Below are 21,256 nucleotides of genomic sequence, written 5' to 3' on the forward strand. Positions count from 1 at the left end.
TTATCGGACGATATCGACCGTTCACCTGTAAATCCTTGTTGCTCTTCCAAAAATGTCTTACGTTGTCATTAACGAAATGACAACGTTGTCATTTCGCAATGCCTTCCTTAAGCAGGAAGGTTTCCGGGCAGTCCTGACCATCCATCGACGACCAGTTCCATCCACATGCATCGCGCATCAAGTAGCAAAGGAGCTCTATGGACGCCATCGTGAAGATGCTCGAAAAGCATCAACCGTTCTTCGAGAAGATCTCGAGAAACATCTACCTCCAGGCCATCAAAGACGGATTCCTTGGGTGCATGCCCATTGTCCTCACCTCTTCGATCTTCCTGTTGATCGCCACCCTTCCCGGCGTCGTTGGCATCACGCTGCCCCAGCCGCTCATCGACTGGTGCAACAAGCTGTACAACTTCACCATGGGCGTCATGGGCATCATGGTTGCCGGCACCACCGCCAAGAACTTCACGGCTTCCATGAACCGTCGCATGCCCGCCGGCAAGGTGCTCAACGACGGCTCCACCATGGTTGCCGCCCAGTGCAGCATGCTGCTGCTCGCTGTTACGCAGTTCACCACCAAGTTCAACGGCTCCGAACTTTCGGTCTTCGATTGCACCAGCATGGGCACGCGCGGTCTGTTCTCGGCCTATATCGCCGCGTTCATTACCGTTTGGGTCTATAAGTTCTGTGTCTCGCGCGATCTGACCATTAAGCTGCCCAAGGAGGTCCCGGGCGCCATCGCTCAGAACTTCCGCGACATCATCCCCTTCGGTGGCGCTGTCATCATCTGCGGCATCATCGATGTCGTCGTGCGCAACCTCATGGGCGTTCCGTTCTCCGAGCTGCTCATCAAGCTGCTCTCCCCGCTCTTCACTGCGGCAGAGACCTACCCCGGACTCATCCTTATTCAGGCAGCCACCGCGTTCTTCTGGTTCATCGGTGTCCACGGTCCTTCGATTGTCCAGCCGGGCATCGACCCCATCCGTCTTGCCAACCAGGCCGAGAACCTGCAGGTTCTGCTGGCCGGTGGCCACCCCGCCCATTCCCTCACCTTTAACATGTCGCTCGTGGGTGAGTTCGGCGGCACCGGCGCCACGTTCATCGTGCCGCTTCTGCTGATTCTCTTTATGAAGTCCAAACAGCTCAAAGCCGTCGGTAAGGCCTCGATTGTTCCTGTTGCCTTCGCCGTCAACGAACCGCTGCTCTTTGGCGCGCCGATGATTCTTAACCCCCTACATGCTCATCCCCTTTGTTGCCGCCGGCTGCGTCAACGTGAGTGTTGCCAAGTTCTTTATCGATAACGTGGGCATGAACGGCTTCTCCTTCGTGGTGCCTTGGGCTACCCCTGCCCCCATCGGCATCTTCATCACCACGAACTTCCAGCTTATCGCCCTGGTATTTGTCGCGATCATCATCTTGCTGGACGCCATCATCTACCTGCCGTTCTTGAAGGCATACGATAAGCTGCTCTGCGACCAGGAGGCCGAGCGCGCCGCCGAGCTGGGTCTCGAGTCCGATGGTGCTGCCACCATCGCCGCCAGCACCTCTGCACCCGCTGTCGAGCAGACCGCCGCTGCCGTCGAGCCGACCGCCGCTGCCGCCGACAGCAAGCCTGTCGCCGATCAGCCCGAGCCCGCCTCCGACGCATCCGCTAAGAAGGACGTCGATGGCCTGAAGGTCCTCGTCCTGTGCGCCGGCGCCGGCACCTCTGCCATGCTTGCCAACGCCATCAAGGAAGGTGCTGCGCAGACCGGAGAGAACATCGCTTCCTCCGCAGGCGCCTATGGCCAGCACACTGCCATCATGGATCAGTACGACGTTATCGTGCTTGCCCCGCAGGTCCGTAGCTACTACAACGACATGAAGGCCGACACCGATCGCCTGGGCATTAAGCTGCTCGCTCCCCGCGGTAAGGAATATATCGACCTTACTCGCGACCCCGCCGGCGCCATCAAGTGGCTCCGCGAGAACCTCGACTAGGTTCCTCCCTCTGTTGGTGCCCGGATTCCCGGTTCGGGCACCTCTCCCTATTCGTATCCCACAGAAAGGATGACTCATGACCAACCCCATGCAGTTCCCCGACGGCTTTGTGTTTGGCGGCGCCACCGCTGCTTACCAGGTTGAGGGCGAGACCCGTACACACGGCAAGGGCAAAGTGCCCTGGGACGATTTCCTGGCTGCTCAGGGCCGTTTCTCCCCCGACCCCGCAAGCGATTTCTACAACAAGTACCCGGTCGATATCGACCTGTGCCAGCGCTTCGGCATCAACGGCATTCGTGTCTCCATCGCTTGGAGCCGTATCTTCCCCAGCGGCACTGGTGAGATTAACCCCGAGGGCGTTGCCTTCTATCACGAGCTCTTTGCCACCTGCAATAAAGCCGGCGTTATCCCCTATGTCACGCTCGATCACTTTGATACGCCCGAGGCCTTTTACCAGAACGGCGGCGAGGGCTTCCTGACGCGCACGACGATCGACGCCTTTGTCGAGTACGCCAAGTTCTGCTTTGCCGAGTTCACCGAGGTCAAGCACTGGTTTACCTTTAACGAGATTCCCGCGACCGCCGAGGGCAGCTTTATCGTCGGCAACTGGCCGCACGGCGAGAAGTATCGCCTGGATAAGGCCTTCCAGCTCATGCACAACATGATGGTGGCCCATGCCAAGGCCGTCGTCGCCTTCCACGAGGGCGGCTTTGAGGGCGAGATCGGCATTGTCCAGAACCTGGAGCCCAAGTATCCCCTCGACCCCAACAACGCCACCGACTGCGAGGCAGCTCGCATGGCCGACGTCATCAACAACCGCTGGGTACTCGACGCCACCTTCCGCGGCCACTATGCAGCCGACACCATGGAGGCTGCGACCAAGCTGGCCCATATCGCCGGCGGCGAGCTCGACGTCCGCGACGAGGACATCGCCGCGCTGACCGCCGCGCTCCCCTACAACGATTGCCTGGGCGTCAACACCTACAAGTGCCAGTTCCTGCGTGCCGCCGAGGGCGAAAACGACATCAACCACAATGGCACCGGTGACAAGGGCTCCTCGCGCTGGTTCCTCAAGGGCGTGGGCGAGTCATGCGTGCGCGAAGGCGTACCCACCACCGATTGGGACTGGATTATCTATCCCGAAGGCCTCTACGACCTGCTACTCCGCATTAAGAACGATTACCCCAACTACAAGAAAATCTACATCACCGAGAACGGCATGGGCTATAAGGACGACTTCGAGGACGGCTTTATCGACGACGCCCCTCGCATCGACTACATGCGTCAGCATCTCGCATGGATCCTCAAGGCGATTGACGGCGGCGTGAACGTCGACGGCTACTTTGTGTGGTCGCTGCAGGACCAGTTCTCCTGGACCAACGGCTATAACAAGCGCTATGGCCTGTTCTACATCGACTTTGAGACCCAGAAGCGCTATCCCAAGGCGAGCGCGTACTGGTACAAGAACGTCGCGGAGACCGGCCTGCTCATGGCCTAACTTCAGCCGCGTATCCCCTGTCGGCCGCATGCGAATCCCCCACGGGTTCGCATGCGGCCTTTTTTGTTTTTGGTGAGCCCGAGCAGGCCGTTTATCTCGATCTGTAACATCTAGCAGGGATTTTCAATCCTAACTGTTATAGATTTAGACGAACGGGCGACCAGGGCTGAAAGATCTCAATCTGTAACACGTAGCCCACTTTTAACCGTCTAACTGTTACAGATCGAGACAATAAGATAGTCAAATCCGAACTTTCCAAGCAGTTATAAAGCATGGTTTCTAGTTTTCGGTATCACGAACATACTTTCGGTATCATTTAATGGTATTATGATATCGAAAGTATGTTCGTGATACCGAAAGGAGCCGCATGCGCCAGTTCGATTACACCACAGTCCCAGCTGAACTCGAAGCAACTCCAATCACCAACCTCCTCCTCTCGATACGCGAGCATAAAGGCCGTCAGCTTGCTCTGAGTCAAGTCAAACCCGAGCTTCTATCGTCCCTAATGGAGGAGGCTAAGATCCAAAGCACCCGATCCTCCAACGGACTTGAGGGAATTGTTACCACCCAAAATAGACTCAAAGCAATCATGGCGTATTCCGCCAAGCCAAGCTCCCGCGCAGAGGAAGAAATCGCTGGATACCGAGATGCGCTGTCGCTTATTCACGAGCAGCACGATTTCATTCCCGTAACGCCATCGGTCATTTTGCAGTTGCATCGTGACCTCATGGCGCACACGGCAATCTCGTATGGGGGCCATTGGAAAGATAGCGATAACGAAATCGTCTCCATCGACAATCAAGGCAATCGATTTGTGCGCTTTAGGCCGCCTTCGGCCCTAGCAACCCCCGGACTTATCGAAGAAGCCTGTCGGTCCCTCAACGACGCCTTATCTCGTCAAGTTTGCGACCCCCTCCTTATATCATTCCGCTTCATCTTCGATTTTGTCAGCATTCATCCCTTCAACGATGGCAATGGCAGGATGAGCCGGCTCCTTACAACGCTGCTGCTCGAAAAGACTGGATACGACGCTGCGCGTTACATCAGCATCGAACGACTTATTGAAGACAACAAGGCGCTCTACTACAACGCCCTCGCTGCAAGCTCCACTGGATGGAATGAAAATCAAAACACCGAAGTACCCTTTATCCGTTTCATGCTCGGAACAACCCTGGCCGCCTACCGACAGCTCGAGCAGCGTACCTTAATTGAATCAAGCACTCGTCCCATGTCGAAGCAAGCGCGCATCGCTGTTCTATTTCAACAGAGACCCGGCGTCATTAAGAAATCCGACATCCGGTCCAGCTGCCCCGATATCAGCGAGGTAACCGTTAAACGAACCCTCGGTCAGCTTGTTAGTTGCAGCGCAATCGAAAAAACAGGAGCGGGTCGTTCGACGGGCTACATACTCAAAGACGTCCATGCTCTAGAACTATTCTTACAAGCAACAATACCCGATGGCGAGGCCGCAATAACAAAAGAGGCTCCAAAGGATAAGCTCCTTGAACGAGTAAACCACGCCGAGGATGAAAGCAGAGAGGGGCTCTATGAAGACTACGATTCATTCTCAAGGGACATAAAGACGAAATACGGAGTCTAGTCATATCCCAGAATAGTCTCATCCTTGTTGCCCAAAGCTATTTGCGCGTCATTGTAAAGCGGTACCCCCGCGCCGGCAGGGGGCAGATGTATCGCCTTCCGATCTTGCTGGAGTCGGCGATGAGGTAGCGCGTATCGACCTTGCTAAAGGCGAGCTGCTGGATGCGGCCCTCGTCCATGTTGGACGTGGACACGTCGCCGTCCAGAATGCCGTTGGCACCGATAAACGCCGTGTCAATCCCTAGTGCGCGCAGGGCATCCTCGGCCATGGGGCCCACAAAGGCGGCGGTGCGGCGACGGTACATACCGCCCACCAGGCACAGCTCGCAATCCTCGCGCACCTCGAGCAGGCTAAACGCCGAAAGCGAATTGGTCACATAGATGGAAGGCAGTTTGTCGGTGACTCGGAGAGCGCCAATGCGATCTCACGACGGTTGCGCTCATTGTCTCAATTAGATACTCAACGAAATACGGCCCCGCAGCTCAATAAGCTGCGGGGCCGTACCATACACCGACGAATCAACGACGAAGTGCATCCACTATTTGGCCAGCTCCTGAACGATCCAGTCAATTGCACCTTCGGGATCGTTGGTAAGGTCGATATACTCCTTGCCCCTTGTGGTGAGCAGTTTAATTCCAAGGCGATCGGTATCGGCCTTCATAGCGTCATAGTACATGCGTGCCTGGGGCGCCAGAACAATCACGTTGTACTGATCCATCGTATCATAGTGGCTTCCGTACGCACCGGACTGAGAAACCAGATCGATACCCTTAGCAGCGGCGCCTTCGCGAAGAGCATTTGCCAAGAGAGTCGAAGTGCCGGCACCCTGGCAAAGCACAAGCACGCGGATCTGCTCCGCCTTGTCCTTTACCGCCTCGAGAGCTTTTGCGACATTTTCCTGTGCGGCAATAGCATCTGCATCCGAGGTTCCTGCAGTCTCCTTTGCAGACTCTTCCAAACAAAGCTGATGGTCATACGCCTTGCAGAACGGATAGTAAATCACAAAGTCAACGACCAACAACACTGCAATCAATACAAGAGAACGTACATCAAGACCTGTGGTGAGGAATGCACCGATTGGGCCGGGAAGCGCCCACGGCATGGTATACATGGGGGCGTTCATTCCAATGACGTCAATGAAAAACTTACCGATTATAGCGTTGACCATAGGAGCCGCTAGGAAGGGCACGAACATATAGGGATTGAGAACAATCGGCATACCGAAGAGAACGGGCTCGTTAACTCCAAAAATCACCGGGATAATCGATGCCTTGCCCATGGCTTTAAGCTGCTTGGAACGCATAAACATGATTAGGATAATAGGAACGATGAACGTGCAGCCAGAACCGCCCAGACCGCCGATGAAGTTTGTAAAGTCCAGCGCGAGAGCAATTGACGGGTGTCCACCTGCTTGGTAAACCGCAAGATTGGTAACGGTATTGTCGTAGAGCGCAGCATTGATCGGAGTCATGACAACCGAGGCACCGTGAATGCCCATAAATTGGAAAAGTGCGACCGCGCCCTCGATAAGCGCCATGCCAGGATAGGTGTCGACCGCGGAGAACAGCGGCGAGATAAGAGCGGATACCAAATTGGCGAACGGCACAGCAAGCAGCTTACGGCTCGCGAGATCGATAAAAGCGCACGCAAGGATCGAAAACCCAAACGCAAAGATATCGCGAAAACTCTGCGCAATAGAGCCAGGGACCTCTTTGGGGAGCTTGATCGTCACATTATGGCTAATGCACACCTTATAGATATTAACGGTCAAGAATGCGGATACGAACGCAGCGATAAAACCCTTGGTTCCCATGTAGCCGGTTTCAAAAACAGACGTATCTGCTCCGCCAATCGAGACAACATCGTTCGTCACCGATAGCAAGAACATGCCGCACATGGCACAAACCATGCACGAGGTGGGGTTGAGAGATTTGCCCGAAGGCATGCGGCGGTTCATCGACTTGGCAAGTGAGCTCGCCGTGGTGCCGGCCACCATAATGCCAAGAAGTCCCATGGTATATGCATAGATTTTATTAAAGAAATCCAGCACCTCAGACGGAAGCGCGATGCCTACATAGGCAGGGAGCGTCGAAAGAAGAAGGAACAGACTCGAGAACAGCACAATTGGCATATTCGAGAGAAAGCCATCCTTAATCGCCACCAGATAAATGTTCCTTGAGATTTTGTCGAAGAGGGCCTGGTGTTTTTCAAGGAATTTGACGATAGCGTCCATAAGACATCCTTTCATGTTTCCCGGGCACACAACGATTTATCCGGACTCAACCGTCGTCGTCCCAGTTTGTATCCACGTATGTAAATGAATACGTTCTCGTGCGAAATGTAATATCATTTGCGCGATTTGTCATAACCAATTCTTTTTCCGCTTTGTCGATATGTCAAGAATTCAAATACTTATTCGGTGAACGGCAGTTGCGTAATTTTAGATTTATCCAGCTAAAGGCTATTTTTTCGGAGCAGTACAATAAGTTTGCAACCGTTCACCGATTGGATATAACATATTTAATATATTGTTGTAACAATATTAGTGACGATGTCACAAGCCTGTCGTTCTAGTCAAAGGAAGTAACAATGCCCAAACGATTACTGAACATGTCCGCATCCGATTTTGCCGCCACGTCACCCATGGATCTAAAGCAGGCAATTCTGGCCTCCGAGGGACGTACCATCATGGCGGAAAACGTACCCTCTTCCCAATTTCTCAGCGGCGTTACTAATGCAGAAATCGAACGTGCCGCAGGTGCCGACCTGCTTCTGTTTAACGCGTTCGATGTGTTCGATCCAGTTATTGCCGGTATTCCAGATGATCTCAATGAAAACCCGGTCACTTGGGTGAAGCGAGCATGCGGAAGGCCGATCGGCGTCAATCTGGAGCCAGTTGATAACGAGGCAGAGATGTCTGAATCCCGTACGGAAATCCCCATGGGTCGTCGCGTCTCTCCCAAGACCTTAGAAAAGGCTAACGAACTCGGATTTGATTTTATCTGCCTGACGGGCAACCCTGGAACCGGCGTCTCCAACGATGCAATCGCCCATTCGATTAAACTCTCCAAAGAGCATTTCAATGGCCTGGTCATAGCCGGAAAAATGCATGGAGCGGGCGTTGCGGAACCTGTCATGACGCTCGAAATTGCGCGCAAGTTTGTTGACCTCGGCGTCGATATCCTTCTCGTGCCAGCCCCCTACACCGTCCCTTGCTTCCAAGAAGCAGACCTGCGCGCCATCGTAGACTTTGTACGATCCTACAACGTAGGCAAGTCAATTGAAGAGAAGGTTCTCGTCATGGCGGCGAACGGGACGAGTCAAGACTCCTGCGACAGCGAGACCATTAAGAAAATAGGCCTTGCAGCAAAAGCAGCCGGCGCTGACCTCCAGCATATCGGGGACTCCATGAACGGTATTTGCCTGCCCCAGAATATCTTCACGCTCGGACAAGCCCTTCGTGGATACAGGCATCAGATCGTCATGCTGAGCCGCTCTGTGATACGTTAAGGTTACCTTGCCCACGTTACATCCCGACTGAGGCAACCATCAGGTATAACCAACATGCAAACTGAGGCTCTAATGCTCGATACACACGAAAAACGGCCACTCTATTTACAGCTCATCGACGCACTGCTCAAGCAGATCGTCGATGAATATCAAGCAGACGATAAACTTCCAACAGAAATGGAACTCTGCGACGAATACGCCGTAAGCAGAACAACCGTCCGACTTGCCATGAGTGAGCTGGAGCGTCGTGGAAGTATCTATCGAATCCAAGGTAAGGGATCGTTTGTTGCACCGAAACGCGTTAGCGAGCTCCATTCACTTTTAGACTTTGACTTTGCAAGCCATTGCGATGGCGTTGATCCGGATGCCATCACCAAACATTTCGGCGGTCTCACATCAGGTCGTCCAATTTCCGTAATGATGCTCCAACAATTTGGATGTCAAAGTCGCGATGAAATTCAGCGTCTTGAATTGACCTACGAACTTGAAGGCAGCTTCATAGGCGCTGATACGTTCTTCATTTCAAAGTCGCGCGTTCCGAATAACCAGTTAGATTTTCAGGCATTTAGCAGAATCATGGACGACTTGTCCAAGTCTATCCAATCTGTTAGGGAAAGCTATAGAGCACGTCAGCTTAGCGATTCCGAAGCCAGTAATTATGGTGTTGCAAAACTTCCGGTCATCGAACTGACTCATTATGCTTACGACTCCGGAGGCAAACTAATCTCAATTGTCTGCCGCACCGTCTTAACTGGGCGGGTCCCTTATCAAAACTTTATTTTCAAGTCCTAATGTTCTTTTTCTTTTGTCTCGATCTGTAACACGTAGCCGAGTTTTTAAGTCCTAGCTGTTACAGATCGAGACGATCCGCTGGTACCGGACGCTTGGACACAACGTGCTGCAATTGTTTGCAAGCTGAATACTTCGCCATAGCGCATTTGCGCGTCATTTCACACGTCATTGTGGAGTGGTTATCCTCCGCACCGGCAGAGGGCAGAAATATCGCCTGCTACGCTAACTAGCAAATGACCTGCGTGTGCTCCTCGATGGCGGTGCGGTCCTCGGCGGTAATACTCGGCTCGCATACCACGGCGTCCAGGCTGTCCAAGCGGCAGAAGGTAAAAAAGTCACGCTTGCCGATCTTGCTGGAATCGGCGATCAGGTAGCGCGAGTCGGCCTTGCTAAAGGCCAGCTGCTGGATGCGGCCCTCGTCCATATTGGACGTTGACACGTCACCATCCAGAATGCCGTTAGCACCGAGAAAAGCCGCATCGATGCCCAGTGCGCGCAGAGTATCCTCGGCCGTAGGGCCCACAAAGGCGGCGGTGCGGCGACGGTACATGCCACCCACCAGACACAGGTCGCAGTCCTCGCGCTCCTCGAGCAGGTTAAAGACCGAAAGCGAATTAGTCACGATGCGCAGGCGAAAAGCTGGCAGCATCGAGGCCATCTGCTCAACCGTGGTGCCCGTGCCCAAAAAGATGGTCGAGCCCTCCTCGATGAGCTCCACAGCGCGACGCGCGATCTGCAGCTTTTCCTCGGCATGCTTGGTGCGCTTTTCGCTGTGAGAGTACTCATGGCGCAGCATGGCATGGGGACGGCTCTGCGCGCTGCGGGCGCCGCCGTGTACGCGTTCAATCTCGCCCAGGCTTGCAAGCTCCTCAAGATCGCGGCGGATCGTCATGTCCGAGACGCCCAGCGCGTCCGAGATCTCTTTAACCGAGACCGTTCCCTGTTCCTCGAGCAGCTGACGAACCTTATCCTGACGCTCCGCCTTGATCATTTTTGCTCCTTTGAGTGGTTTTGTTCGCATTTATAGTAATCGAACAGTTATGGTCACTCTCCCTAAGCGGTCGATTTTTCCCGGTGAACGGTAGAAAACTCGATGTCAAACGCAGAATAACGAATTACTCCAACGCCAGGAGACCAACGAGAAATGTGCAATAAGCTGCTATTTTAAAATTATTTCAATTAATTGTGCTTCAATAAAGCAAATTGAACTTTCTCGAACAATAGAAAACAGATTGACACATTTATTCCCCAGGACTTAAATTATAGACGATTTAAACAAACAGATTCGAACACGTTCGATCTGCATGGAACTGAAGGAGTTGCAGAGATGTCCGCAAAGAGCAATCTGTTCTTCGAGGACACCGTATTTGTTTGCGACCGCACCACGCAAGAAGATGTCTTTACCGAGATCGCCAATAAGCTGTCACTCAAAAACTATGTTGCGCCCGCGTTTCTCGAGAACATCATCGAGCGCGAAAAGGGCTACCCCACCGGCATGGACATGTCTGTCGTCGACCCCGAGTTGCCCAGCTTTGCCGTTCCTCACACCGAGGTCGAGTTCGTTCACACCCGTCGCATCGTCCCCGTCAAGCTTACGACCCCCGTCGAGTGGCACTCCATGATCGACCCCTCGCAGACCTTCCCCGTCTCGTTCCTGTTCATGATCCTCAACGACAACAAAGAGGCCCAAGTGGGCATCCTCGCCAAGATCATGGACTTCGTTAACGCACTTGGCACCGATCGCGTCAAGGAGCTGTTCTCCATGACCGACACCAAGGCCATCTACCAGTTCTTGGTCGACAACTTTCCTACCGACTAGCCAATCACTTTTTGGAATCCGCGGGGCACCCCGCATAGAGAAAGGAATTTATCATGATTAAGGTTCTCGCAGCTTGTGGCGCCGGTGTCAACTCCAGCCATCAGATCAAGGAAGCTATCGAGTCCGAGTTTAAGAATCGTGGCTACAACCTGCATTGCGACGCCGTGATGATCAAGGATGTCAACGAGGAGATGCTCTCTCAGTACGACATCTTCGCCCAGATCGCCAAGACCGATTTTGGCTTTGAGGTTAAGACCCCGATCGTCGACGCCGGCCCGATCCTTTACCGCATGCCTGCCATGGCTAAGCCGGTTTACGACAAGATTGAGGCCATTATCAAGGAAAAGGGTCTCAACTAATCTTTTGCAGCTTCGCACTGCACACTCTTTGGCTTTAAAGGAAGATGGCGGCCGGGAACGACATCTTCCTTTTTTTGAAAGCAACACACGTAAAGGTATTGCTCTTTTAGGAAAGAAGGAGACATGGACGCAGTAATCGGGTTTGCTAACGCCGTCTTTCAGCCGCTGATCGACCTTGGCGCAGCCCCTATGATGACCATCGTTTTGACGGTTATTGCCCTACTCTTCAAAGTTAAGTTTACCAAGGCCCTCGAGGGCGGTCTTAAGCTCGGTATCGCCATCACCGGTATCGGTGCCATCATCAACATTCTAACGACGGCCTTCTCGAGTGCCATGACGACGTTCGTTGAGTCCACCGGCCTTCAGCTCACCGTTACCGACGTGGGTTGGGCACCGCTGGCCACCATCACCTGGGGCTCTCCCTACACGCTGTACTTCCTGATGGTCCTCGTCATCGTCAACATAGTGATGATCGTGCTCGCCAAGACGAACACCATCGATGTCGACATCTTTGACGTTTGGCACCTCGCCTTTGTTGGCCTTGCCTGCATCTACTTTGGCGCCAACATCGTTGTCGCCACGCTGCTCGTCGTCTTCGTCGGCGTTATGAAGATCATGAACTCCGACCTCATGAAGCCCACGTTCAACGATCTTTTGGGTGCTCCCGAGGAGAACCCCATGACCACGACTCACATGAATTACATGATGAACCCGCTGGCCATGCTGCTCAACAAGATTATCGACAAGGTGCTCCCCTTCCTCGATAAGTACGACTTCGACGCCGCCAAGCTCAACAACATGATTGGCTTCTGGGGCTCCAAGTTTGCTATCGGTATCTACCTGGGCGTCTTCGTCGGCCTTCTTTCGCACCAGACCCCGCAGCAGATCTGCACGCTCGCCTTTACCGCCGCAACCTGCCTTGAGCTGTTCTCGATGATCGGCTCTTGGTTCATCGCAGCCGTCGAGCCGCTGTCTCAGGGCATCTCCGACTTTGCCAACAACAGCAAGTGGCTCCAGGGCCGCACCCTCAACGTCGGCCTCGACTGGCCCTTCATCGCCGGCCGCGCCGAGATTTGGGCTGCTGCCAACATCCTTGCCCCCATCATGTTGGGTGAGGCTCTGCTGCTCGCCAACGTTCCCTGCCCCTTCTCCCCGACTGGCACTTGGAACGGCCTGCTGCCGCTCGGCGGCATCATCGCCATGGGCTTGACGCCGGCACTGCTCATTGTCACCCGCGGCCGCGTGATTCGCATGGTCGTCATTGGCGCTGTCCTGCTGCCCGTCTTCCTGGGCGCCGGCACCCTCGTCGCCGACTTCGTCACCTTTACCGCTAAGTCCGTCGGCGCTTTCCCCGATGGTGTTACCGGCCTCATCTCGCAGACCACCATGGAAGGACCTGTCGAGAAGTTCCTGGCCTTCTTCGTGGGCAAGGCGACCACGGGTGATGTGGCCATGATTATCGCCACCGTCGTCGCCATCGCCGTCTACGTCGCGCTCTTCGCTTGGTATCGCAAGCAGATGATCGCCCGTAACATCGAGTACGCTAAGCAGGACAAGTGCACCCTCTCGCCGCTCACCACCGGCAAGTTTACCGAAGAGGACCTCAAGGCTGCCAAGGAAGCCGGGGCCGCAAAGGCAAACGCCTAACCAATTGCCACAATATCCCCTGTGGAAGAAACCCGTCGCATCCCGACGGGTTTCTTTTTTTTCGTCCAAAGTAAGTCAATCATCACTTTTTTGAGAATATTACCCCTGCTTTAGTGGGGTGTAGTGATAATCTCGCCTGTTCGCGCTACAGTTTGTCCGAAATACCTCGATGTTAGGAACCAAATGATCACTTCCGAGCTTTTCGGCACCGCGCCGTGCGGTACCCCCGTTCATCGCTACACCCTCAACGGACCCGAGATCTGCGTTCGCATTATGGACTACGGCGCCACCGTTCTGGGCATTGACGTACCCGACATCCCCGGCAACGTACGCGATGTGGTGCTGGGCTTCGATAAGCTCGAGGATTACTTTGACAACCCCGCCTGCTTTGGCGCAACCATCGGCCCCGTGGCCAACCGCACCGCAGGCGCCACGATCACCATCGATGGCACCGACTGGCACATGACCGCCAACGAGGGCGCCAACAACCTGCACAGCGACCTTGAGCACGGCCTGCACAAGCGCGTATGGAACGTTGAGATCGACGAGACTCACAACGCCGTGCGTATGACCACCTCGCTTGAGGATGGTGAGCTGGGCCTGCCCGGCAACCGCACCTTTACGGCCGTGTTTACCGTCACGCCGACGGGCCGTTTCCGCATCGAGTACGGCTGCGAGAGCGACCGCGCCACCTACGTATCCATGACCAACCACACGTACTTTAACCTTGCCGGCCACAACGCCGGCATGGACTGCGAGCACTTCTTTGTGGCCAACGCCGCCCACTACCTGCCCATCAACGAACAGAACATCCCCACCGGCGAGATTGCTCCGGTCGAGGGCACGCCGTTTGACTTCCGCGAGCTGCGCCCCGTTGCCCCCGGTATGGAGGCCGACGACCCGCAAATTAAGCAGGCCCGTGGCTACGACCACTGCCTGTGCATCGATGGCTATCAGTACGGCCGTAATCTGCGCCGCGCGATGCACGTCGAGGAGATGTGGACCGGTCGTGAGCTGGATTACTACACCACCGCGCCGGGCGTTCAGCTCTACACCGGCAACTGGCTGGACGACGAGCACGCCAAGGACGATGCCAACTATGGCTGGGGTGCCGGCTTTGCCCTCGAGGCCGAGATGTACCCCGACACGCCGCACCAGCCGCTGTTCCCGCAGGGCATCGTGGGCCCGGGTCACCCCTACAGCAATGTGATCGAATACCACTTTATGAGGCACTAAGCCCATAACGCAACATAACGCACAGCAACGCCCGCCGGCACCACCGCCTACGGGCGTTTTTCTACCTAGTCATTGGGGACGTTCTTGAATGACTAGTTGGATGGGGTCGGAGTCGGAGCTGGGGAGATAGCGGATTTCTAGCTCTATGCCGAGCTCTTGCAGTTCTTTGAGGGCAGCGACGTCTGCCTCGCTCACGGCAACCGCGGGCGTTATGGGGCGCTTGCCCTCCCCTGCTTGCATGTGACCAATGCTGATCTTGGTGATGGGCACGCCACCCTTCACCAGCGCCAATGCATCCGCGGGCGACGCCACCATAATCAGGATCCATTGGCGCGGCGTCGCGGTGTGAATGATGTCGATGGTCCTTTGCACCGAGAAAAACCGTGTCCACACGCCTTCTGGCGCCGCGACCCTCATAGGCGCCCACTTGCGCGAATCCGCCGCAATTTCGTCGTTAACGATCAGGACGAGGTTGGAACCAACCGCCTCATTCCACAGCTCAACGTCTTGCCCGTAAATGAAACGGTCATCGATACGTGTGAGAAGGATCTTGGGTTGAGCCATTTCAGCCCCATTCTGTTTGAGACCCGTAAGAGCAAGACATCACGTCTCCAATATTAGTGCATTTAAAGTGAGAAAAGCCGTCAGAACACTTGCGCGGAGTTGCGATGTCCCGTATCATGGACAACTGTTGACGCCTCAGTTGCGTCATCACATGGCCGCCAGCGTAGCTCAGTTGGTAGAGCACCGCTCTCGTAAAGCGGGGGTCACCGGTTCGAGCCCGGTCGCTGGCTCCATTGCACAAGATAGCCGCCTTCGAGCGGCTTTTTTGTTGCCGATTTGGAGCGCTCTTGCCAATCTGTGCGCAACGCCGCCGGCAATTCCCCTGTTCAACAACAAGCCCCGCCAACCGCAATCCCCAAGGGAACCGCGATCAACGGGGCTCGAACACGCTCCCCAAGGGGAATCACGCTAGCTCACGAGCAGCTCGCTACTCCTCCCAGTAGGCGTCGGCAAGCAGCTTAAAGCAGATCTTCTTGACCGGCTGCGCACCATCGCCCGGGAACTCGAGCGTGGGCATGTGAGGCTCGCCGGCAACAAACAGCGCAAACTTATCGTCAGCAAGATCGCCGGCGATCGAAGCGTCGGAATCGACCAGATCGTAGTCGTCCTTCTCGTCAAACTCCTGGACCAGCGTCAGGCTGCCCGTGGCAACCTTAAAGGCCTCGCGACCCTCGACGTCGATCTGCAGGTCGTGATAGCGCTGATGCGTCTCATAGTGAGCGTCGGCCTCGGGGCGCGTCGTGGGAGCCATGACGTTCGCAAAGACCTTGTCGCCCAGAATCGGGTGGCTGCCGACCTCGAGCTCCGCGGGGTCGTTCTCCTCAAGCCAATCGATCAGCACGTCGAGACCCTTGAGCATTCCGCGGTACTCCTCGATATCGCCCAATGCACCGTAAATCATCTAAATCCCCTCTCGGATCGTCTCTTTGGCGGCTACTCGGTAAACACGTTACCGACGCTGTTGCCGCCCACATACGTCTCGACCAGGGTAAGGTCGGGATTGAACACGACAAAGTCGGCGTCGCGCCCCAGCATGATGCTGCCGCACTTGTCGTCGACATGAGCAAGTAAGCGATGCCGGGGCCATCGCCCAAGCTCTTACAGCTCGGTTACGACAACGCCGTTGTAGACCTCGTCCCAACGATCCATGACCAGATGGCCGGTCATGGGATCCATGGCGTTGAGCTTGCCGCAGGTGTTGGCGGTACGCAGTACCGTCTCGTCATCCGCGCCAGCAGCAATTGCATGTGCGAAGCCGGCAATGGTCGAATCGCCAGAGCCCGTGGCGTTAACGGCAGGGATATCGGGCGTCTTGGCGCGGAACGCACGGCCGTTATGGAAGCCCACGGAGCCGGCAGCGCCCATGGACACGACGACCCAGGGGATATCGGAGAAGCGGGCATCAGAGGCGAGCGCGGCGCGGAGCTCGTCCACATCGTCGGTGGTAAAGCTCGTGCCCAGAAGTCCGTTGATCTCGGTCAGATTAGGCTTGACCAGCTCGGGCTTGACCTCGGACTTGAGTGCGGCCTCGAGCGAAGCACCCGAGGTATCGAGCAGCACCTTGGCGCCGGCGTTCTCGGCAATGCCCGTGATTTTGGCATAGTAGTCCACCTCGACACCGCGGGGCAGCGAACCCGAAATGGTGACGACGTCGGCCTTGCCCGCAAGCTCGGTAAACTTGGCGGTAAAGGCATCGAGCTCCTCGGGGGCAATTGTCGGGCCGCTCTCGAGCAGCTCGGTCTGGTTGCCGGCATGGAGGATGTTGAGGCAAATGCGGGTCTCGCCCTTGATGGGCACAAAGTCGTTCTTGATACCGTTGGCGTCCATGAGCTCGGCCATGTAGGCACCCATGTGACCGCCGAGCAAGCCGGTTGCCACAACATCGTCGCCCAGCTGACCCAGCACCCGGGCCACGTTGAGGCCCTTGCCGCCGGCGGTCTTTTCGGGCGTCACGCGGTTGACGTCGTCGATAACGAGCTCATCGAGCTGATAGCGCGTATCGACAGACGGGTTCATCGTAACGGTGAGGATCATTTTTAGCTCCTTATCTCGCAGGCTCCTTGTGCCTCGCGATACGAGTCGATAAAACGGAATTAAAGAATCTCAATCGTGAACGAGCGAACGACGGTCTCCTTGGGCTTGGCGACAAGACAGCCGCGCTTATGTTCAAGCACGTCGTCCTCATCGGAGCAGGTCGAAAGGCCGCCCCAGGGCTCAATCGCCACAAAATCGCCCTCGGGCTTACTCCACACGATGAGATACGGAAAGCCCTCAAAGCTCAGGCGAACGCCCTTGTCCTCGCCCTTTTTGGAAAGCGTGACCTGGCGACTCTCGAGCACGTCAAAGATGGTCTCCGCAAAATCGAAGAGCTCATGCGACAGGGGCAGCGTCTTTCCCACCATGGGGTTCTTGGAGCGCCTGTCCACATCAATCAAGCCAGTCGAGGGAACGGCGGTGCAGAGCTCCGCAGCCTCGTCTTTCTCAAAGCGCAGTTCGTAGTCCGTATAGGCCTCGCCCGCATCGATCGGACACCTAAAGCCGGGATGACCGCCGATAAAGAACGGCATGTCCTCGGTGCCCTCGTTGGTCACCTCATAGGAGACGCGCACGGTATCCCCCTCAAGGGTATAACGAGCGACAAGCTTAAATGGATACGGATAATCGCTCAGCAATGCAGCGTTATCCTCCGATGCCAGGCACATCGCCAGCTCGTTCTCGCCTTGGCTCAGCAGCTTCCACTCCTGTTTGCGCGCAAACCCGTGGCGAGCGAGCTTTACATGATGCCCGGCAAACGTCATGCCGTTACCATCGCGCAAGCCTCCGCAAATCGGGAAGCAAATTGGTGCCTGGCCGGACCACACGGCGGGATCGCCCTGCCATAAGTACTCGCGACCTCCAGCCTCAATCGAGGTAAACGAACCACCAGCCGTGGACACCTTAATAGAAATCGAATCGTTGGAGAGAGCGCATTCCATTGCCCATCCTTTCGAACAACTGCTTTTTGCTCGCAAGAACCCGTCTCGGCCCTGACCAAAGGACAAACCCGCACGTTCATCGATGCGTCCGGTATCCCAACCATGCAACGGGGTACCATACAGACATTGATGCAATTACAGCTGAAAGGCCTTCTTATGCGAACCATCATCCTCTACGCCTCGCGCCATCACGGCAATACGAAAAAGCTCGTGGACGCCATCGTCGAGGCGCACCCCGAGATCGATACCCTCGACGTCAAGGCACTCGGCAAAAACGAGTACCCCGACCTGCACGAATATCACCTGATTGGTGTCGCCACGGGCATCTATTACTCCGAGATCGACAAGGACATGGCACGCGTGCTCACTAACGTGCTACAGCCGCAGGACAAGGTGTTTGGCCTTATGACCTACGGTGGCAAAAACAAGTGGTACGGCAAGGATATCGATGGCATCTGCCGCATGAAACAGGCCATCTTTATGGGCGTCTACGGCTGCCCCGGCTTTGACACGTGGGGGCCGTTCAAGCTCACCGGCGGTGTCCAGAAAGGCCATCCCAACGCCGAGGAAATTAAGGGTGCCGTCGATTTCTTCGATAAGATCGAGGATGAATATGGCGATATCATCGTCGAAGAGTATGCCAAACGCGAGAAGCGCCTGGCATACGAAAAGGAGCACCCTGCGGGAGGCCTGGTAGCCGGCGTCAAGCGCACGGCAAAGAAGATCGCTAACAAGCTGTAACTGTTAAGGTGCTTTTGAGCGTTAACCCATACGGCGGGTCCGAGCAAATTCGGGCCCGCCGTCTTTTTCTGTCGTTACTCGGTAAATGCGTTGCCGACGCTCTGTCCGCCAACATACGTCTCTACGAGGGTGAGCTCGTGGTCGAACACGACAAAGTCGGCGTCGCGACCCGGCATAATGCTGCCGCACTTATCCTCGATGTGCACGGAGCGTGCCGGTACCTCGGTTGCCATGCGAATGGCGATATCGGCGCTGGCGATGCCCCAGTCGACGATATTCTTGACGCCCTGGGCAAGCGTGAGCACCGAGCCGGCGATGCTCTTGCCGTCGGCGAGCCAGCACAGGTTGTCCTTCATGATGACGTCCATGCCACCACTGGTGTAGCTGCCCTCGGGCATGCCACCGCAGCCCAGACAGTCGGTGATGAGCACCGTGTGCTGCCAGCCCTTGGCCTGCAGCAGCGCCTTGATAGCGGCGGGGTTCACGTGCTTGCCGTCGCAGATAATCTCGGCGTAGGTCTCAGGCGTAGCCATAGCGGCACCCACGACACCGGGCTCACGATGATGCAGACCACGCTGGCCGTTAAAGGTGTGCGTAAAGCAGCTGGCGCCTGCGTTGATCGCAGCGACGCACTCATCGTAGGTAGCGTCGGAGTGGCCGATGCTGGTCACGACACCCTTGGCGTTCAGAGCGGCAGCATAGGCGACAGCACCGTCGCGCTCGGCAGCCATGGCGCTCTTAACGATGCGCCCGCCGGCAGCCTCCTGCCACTGGTCGAAGACCTCCTCGGAGGGATCAACCAGATAGGCGGGGTTCTGCGCGCCCACGTGCTTCATGGTAAAGAAGGGGCCCTCCAGGTAGATGCCCTGAATGCGGGCTCCACAGAAGTCGGGGCCACGGCCCTCGTCAGCCTGGGCGATGGCGGCACAGGCATCCTTGATCTGCTCGACGCCATCGGTGAACGTCGTGGGCAGCCAGCTGGTGGTACCGCGACGGGCGAGCTCGGTCGAGCTGATATCGATGCCCTCGGGATCGTTATCGGTAGTTGAGTGGTTGTAGAAGCCATGGATGTGAGTATCGACCATACCCGGTGCGATCCACGATCCCGTGTAGTCCTTAATCTCGCAAGAGGGCTCGTCGGCCTGCCAGGCGCCAAAGACGCCATCCTCGACCATAAGATAGCCGCCCAGTTGCGGGCCTGCCGGCAAGAAGAACTTGTCAGCCTTAATTGCATACGTGCTCATATGCACTCCTTGCTTCTAAAGCAGTTGACTGTGGTGATGCTTATACCCAGCTCACGTAAAACAAAAAGCGCCCGCCAGCCGTTATGAGCGGACGGGCGCCCTTACAGGGGGACGCGATTAAGCGGTGAAGGGGTGAATCGTCACGCCCTTGACCACGCGGTTGACCGTGCCGGTGGGGCTCGGCGTATCGGGCGTGTTGCCCACGCGCACGGAGTTGAGCAGGCTGATGGCCTGAGCAAACATCACGAACGGCAGAGCAAGGTAGCCCTCGGGAAGTGCCTCGTAACCCTTGAAGGTGAAGGACTCACCCTCGTAGACGGTAGCGGCATCCTGCTGAACGGCAACGGTGTGCTGTGCGATCTCGTCGCCACCGATCTCGTTGAGGATGTCGATGTCGTACTGACGGGTGTAGGCGTCGTTGTTAACGAAGACGAAGACGAGGGTCTTGTCGTCGACGAAGGACTTGGGTCCGTGACGATAGCCCATGGAGGTGTCGTAGGAAGTAGCGACCAGGCCATGAGCAAGCTCGAGGATCTTGAGCTGGCTCTCCTGAGCAAGGCCACCGAAGGAGCCGGAACCCAGGTAGGTCACGCGGTTGAAGTCGCCAGCCAGATAATCGGCGACCTCGGGCTCACGAGCGATGACCTCCTCGCCCATCTTGGCGATGGTCTCGACCCACTCGGCCTTCTGCTCGTCGGAAGCCTCGTCAAAGATAAGGGTGGAGAGCAGGGTCATGCAGGTGTAGGAGCCGGTCATGGCGAAGCCCTTGTCGTTGGCGCGCGGGATGAGCAGCGTCAGCGCGTTGGGGTCATCGGCGGACTCGACGGCGAGCTTGCCCTCGGGAGCGCAGGTGATGTTGAGGAACTTGACGTTGTGGACGAGCTCCTTGGCAACGGCGACGGCGGCAAGGCTCTCGGGGCTGTTGCCGGAGCGGGCAAAGGAAACCACGAGCGTGGGATCCTCGGGGCGCAGGAAGTCGCGCGGAGCGCTCACGATGTCAGTCGTGGCGATGGGCTTAAAGTCGTAGAGATCAGTGTTGCCGGCGTGACGCAGGTACGGGGCGCAGGTATCGCCAACATAGTCGGACGTACCGGCACCGGTGAAGACAACAGACAGACGACCCTCGCCCATGGCGCGAGCATCGGCCAGGAAGGCCTCGATGGCCTCCTTGTTCTCGCGATAGATGTTGAGCGTATCACGCCAAAGCTCGGGCTGCTGAGCAATCTCGGCCGTGGTGATCTGGGCGCCGAGCTCGGTGAGCTCCTCGACACTCTTCTCGAACATTTCTAATACC

The 21,256-nt window shown here is 56.2% G+C and carries 20 protein-coding genes and 1 tRNA gene; 12 read left to right on the forward strand and 9 right to left on the reverse strand.

Features of this window, described 5'->3' with window-relative positions:
• The first annotated feature begins 197 nt into the window (after positions 1-197).
• The 4 genes from ARB25_RS10280 (at position 198) to ARB25_RS02325 (ending at position 5,075) form a co-directional block, all read left to right on the forward strand.
• A complete protein-coding gene (locus ARB25_RS10280) occupies positions 198-1,298 on the forward strand; it encodes a PTS transporter subunit EIIC (RefSeq protein WP_253276026.1) in 1,101 nt (366 codons plus the stop codon).
• Positions 1,234-1,977: a PTS lactose transporter subunit IIBC gene (locus ARB25_RS10285; RefSeq protein ID WP_253276027.1), complete on the forward strand. Its 744-nt coding sequence runs from the start codon at positions 1,234-1,236 to the stop codon at positions 1,975-1,977. The genes ARB25_RS10280 and ARB25_RS10285 overlap by 65 nt, the downstream gene beginning before the upstream one ends.
• 76 nt (positions 1,978-2,053) lie before the next feature.
• Positions 2,054-3,475, forward strand: coding sequence for a 6-phospho-beta-galactosidase (gene lacG / locus ARB25_RS02320; protein WP_216595099.1), 1,422 nt, complete (start codon positions 2,054-2,056; stop codon positions 3,473-3,475).
• Between the two features lie 367 nt (positions 3,476-3,842).
• Positions 3,843-5,075, forward strand: coding sequence for a Fic family protein (locus ARB25_RS02325; protein WP_070100720.1), 1,233 nt, complete (start codon positions 3,843-3,845; stop codon positions 5,073-5,075).
• Positions 5,076-5,112: 37 nt separating this feature from the next.
• On the opposite strand, the gene ARB25_RS02330 is transcribed toward ARB25_RS02325, so the two are convergent.
• Positions 5,113-5,451 carry a sugar phosphate isomerase family gene (locus ARB25_RS02330; RefSeq protein WP_253276028.1) on the reverse strand — a complete coding sequence of 113 codons (339 nt, stop codon included), beginning with the start codon at positions 5,449-5,451 and terminating at the stop codon, positions 5,113-5,115.
• Between the two features lie 162 nt (positions 5,452-5,613).
• Positions 5,614-7,308, reverse strand: a complete 1,695-nt coding sequence (locus ARB25_RS02335; RefSeq protein ID WP_055285453.1) for a PTS lactose transporter subunit IIBC — start codon at positions 7,306-7,308, stop codon at positions 5,614-5,616.
• 356 nt (positions 7,309-7,664) lie between these two features.
• On the opposite strand from ARB25_RS02335, the gene ARB25_RS02340 reads away from it, so the two are divergent.
• Both ARB25_RS02340 and ARB25_RS02345 read left to right on the forward strand, forming a co-directional pair.
• Complete coding sequence (locus tag ARB25_RS02340; protein WP_055285456.1) at positions 7,665-8,585, forward strand: DUF7916 family protein; 921 nt, start codon at positions 7,665-7,667, stop codon at positions 8,583-8,585.
• 72 nt (positions 8,586-8,657) lie between these two features.
• A complete protein-coding gene (locus tag ARB25_RS02345; protein WP_216595100.1) occupies positions 8,658-9,377 on the forward strand; it encodes a GntR family transcriptional regulator in 720 nt (239 codons plus the stop codon).
• A gap of 226 nt (positions 9,378-9,603) precedes the next feature.
• Here ARB25_RS02345 and ARB25_RS02350 read toward each other — a convergent pair whose 3' ends face one another.
• Entirely contained in the window at positions 9,604-10,368 is a 765-nt protein-coding gene (locus tag ARB25_RS02350) for a DeoR/GlpR family DNA-binding transcription regulator (RefSeq protein WP_055285460.1), read from the reverse strand.
• Positions 10,369-10,704: 336 nt separating this feature from the next.
• On the opposite strand from ARB25_RS02350, the gene ARB25_RS02355 reads away from it, so the two are divergent.
• The 4 genes from ARB25_RS02355 (at position 10,705) to ARB25_RS02370 (ending at position 14,438) form a co-directional block, all read left to right on the forward strand.
• Positions 10,705-11,196 (forward strand): PTS sugar transporter subunit IIA, encoded by a 492-nt coding sequence (locus ARB25_RS02355; protein WP_055285462.1) that lies wholly within the window; start codon positions 10,705-10,707, stop codon positions 11,194-11,196.
• 53 nt (positions 11,197-11,249) lie between these two features.
• Entirely contained in the window at positions 11,250-11,555 is a 306-nt protein-coding gene (locus ARB25_RS02360) for a PTS sugar transporter subunit IIB (protein ID WP_055285464.1), read from the forward strand.
• 123 nt (positions 11,556-11,678) lie between these two features.
• Positions 11,679-13,202 carry a PTS transporter subunit IIC gene (locus tag ARB25_RS02365; RefSeq protein ID WP_082421826.1) on the forward strand — a complete coding sequence of 508 codons (1,524 nt, stop codon included), beginning with the start codon at positions 11,679-11,681 and terminating at the stop codon, positions 13,200-13,202.
• Between the two features lie 183 nt (positions 13,203-13,385).
• Positions 13,386-14,438 (forward strand): aldose epimerase family protein, encoded by a 1,053-nt coding sequence (locus ARB25_RS02370; protein ID WP_055285466.1) that lies wholly within the window; start codon positions 13,386-13,388, stop codon positions 14,436-14,438.
• 69 nt (positions 14,439-14,507) lie between these two features.
• On the opposite strand, the gene ARB25_RS02375 is transcribed toward ARB25_RS02370, so the two are convergent.
• Positions 14,508-15,002, reverse strand: coding sequence for a PTS sugar transporter subunit IIB (locus ARB25_RS02375; protein ID WP_055285468.1), 495 nt, complete (start codon positions 15,000-15,002; stop codon positions 14,508-14,510).
• Positions 15,003-15,159: 157 nt separating this feature from the next.
• Between ARB25_RS02375 and ARB25_RS02380 the strand changes: the two genes are divergently transcribed.
• A tRNA-Thr gene (locus ARB25_RS02380) sits at positions 15,160-15,235 on the forward strand.
• Between the two features lie 194 nt (positions 15,236-15,429).
• On the opposite strand, the gene ARB25_RS02385 is transcribed toward ARB25_RS02380, so the two are convergent.
• The 3 genes from ARB25_RS02385 to ARB25_RS02395 form a co-directional block, all read right to left on the reverse strand.
• The gene (locus ARB25_RS02385) at positions 15,430-15,903 is read right to left on the reverse strand and encodes a NanQ anomerase/TabA/YiaL family protein (protein WP_055285470.1); all 474 of its coding nucleotides are present in this window, start codon (positions 15,901-15,903) and stop codon (positions 15,430-15,432) included.
• A 197-nt stretch (positions 15,904-16,100) separates the two neighbouring features.
• On the reverse strand, positions 16,101-17,036 hold the full coding sequence (locus tag ARB25_RS02390) for a hexose kinase (RefSeq protein WP_055285472.1): 936 nt from the start codon (positions 17,034-17,036) through the stop codon (positions 16,101-16,103).
• 59 nt (positions 17,037-17,095) lie between these two features.
• Positions 17,096-17,977, reverse strand: a complete 882-nt coding sequence (locus ARB25_RS02395; RefSeq protein ID WP_055285474.1) for an aldose 1-epimerase family protein — start codon at positions 17,975-17,977, stop codon at positions 17,096-17,098.
• Between the two features lie 156 nt (positions 17,978-18,133).
• Between ARB25_RS02395 and ARB25_RS02400 the strand changes: the two genes are divergently transcribed.
• The gene (locus ARB25_RS02400; RefSeq protein WP_253276029.1) at positions 18,134-18,718 is read left to right on the forward strand and encodes a flavodoxin domain-containing protein; all 585 of its coding nucleotides are present in this window, start codon (positions 18,134-18,136) and stop codon (positions 18,716-18,718) included.
• 74 nt (positions 18,719-18,792) lie between these two features.
• On the opposite strand, the gene nagA is transcribed toward ARB25_RS02400, so the two are convergent.
• Both nagA and ARB25_RS02410 read right to left on the reverse strand, forming a co-directional pair.
• Positions 18,793-19,962 carry an N-acetylglucosamine-6-phosphate deacetylase gene (gene nagA / locus ARB25_RS02405; RefSeq protein ID WP_055285478.1) on the reverse strand — a complete coding sequence of 390 codons (1,170 nt, stop codon included), beginning with the start codon at positions 19,960-19,962 and terminating at the stop codon, positions 18,793-18,795.
• A 117-nt stretch (positions 19,963-20,079) separates the two neighbouring features.
• Entirely contained in the window at positions 20,080-21,246 is a 1,167-nt protein-coding gene (locus ARB25_RS02410) for an AgaS family sugar isomerase (protein WP_055285480.1), read from the reverse strand.
• Positions 21,247-21,256: the final 10 nt, after the last annotated feature.

Source organism: Collinsella aerofaciens, assembly GCF_001405375.1.
GTDB classification, from domain to species: Bacteria; Actinomycetota; Coriobacteriia; order Coriobacteriales; family Coriobacteriaceae; genus Collinsella; species Collinsella aerofaciens_F.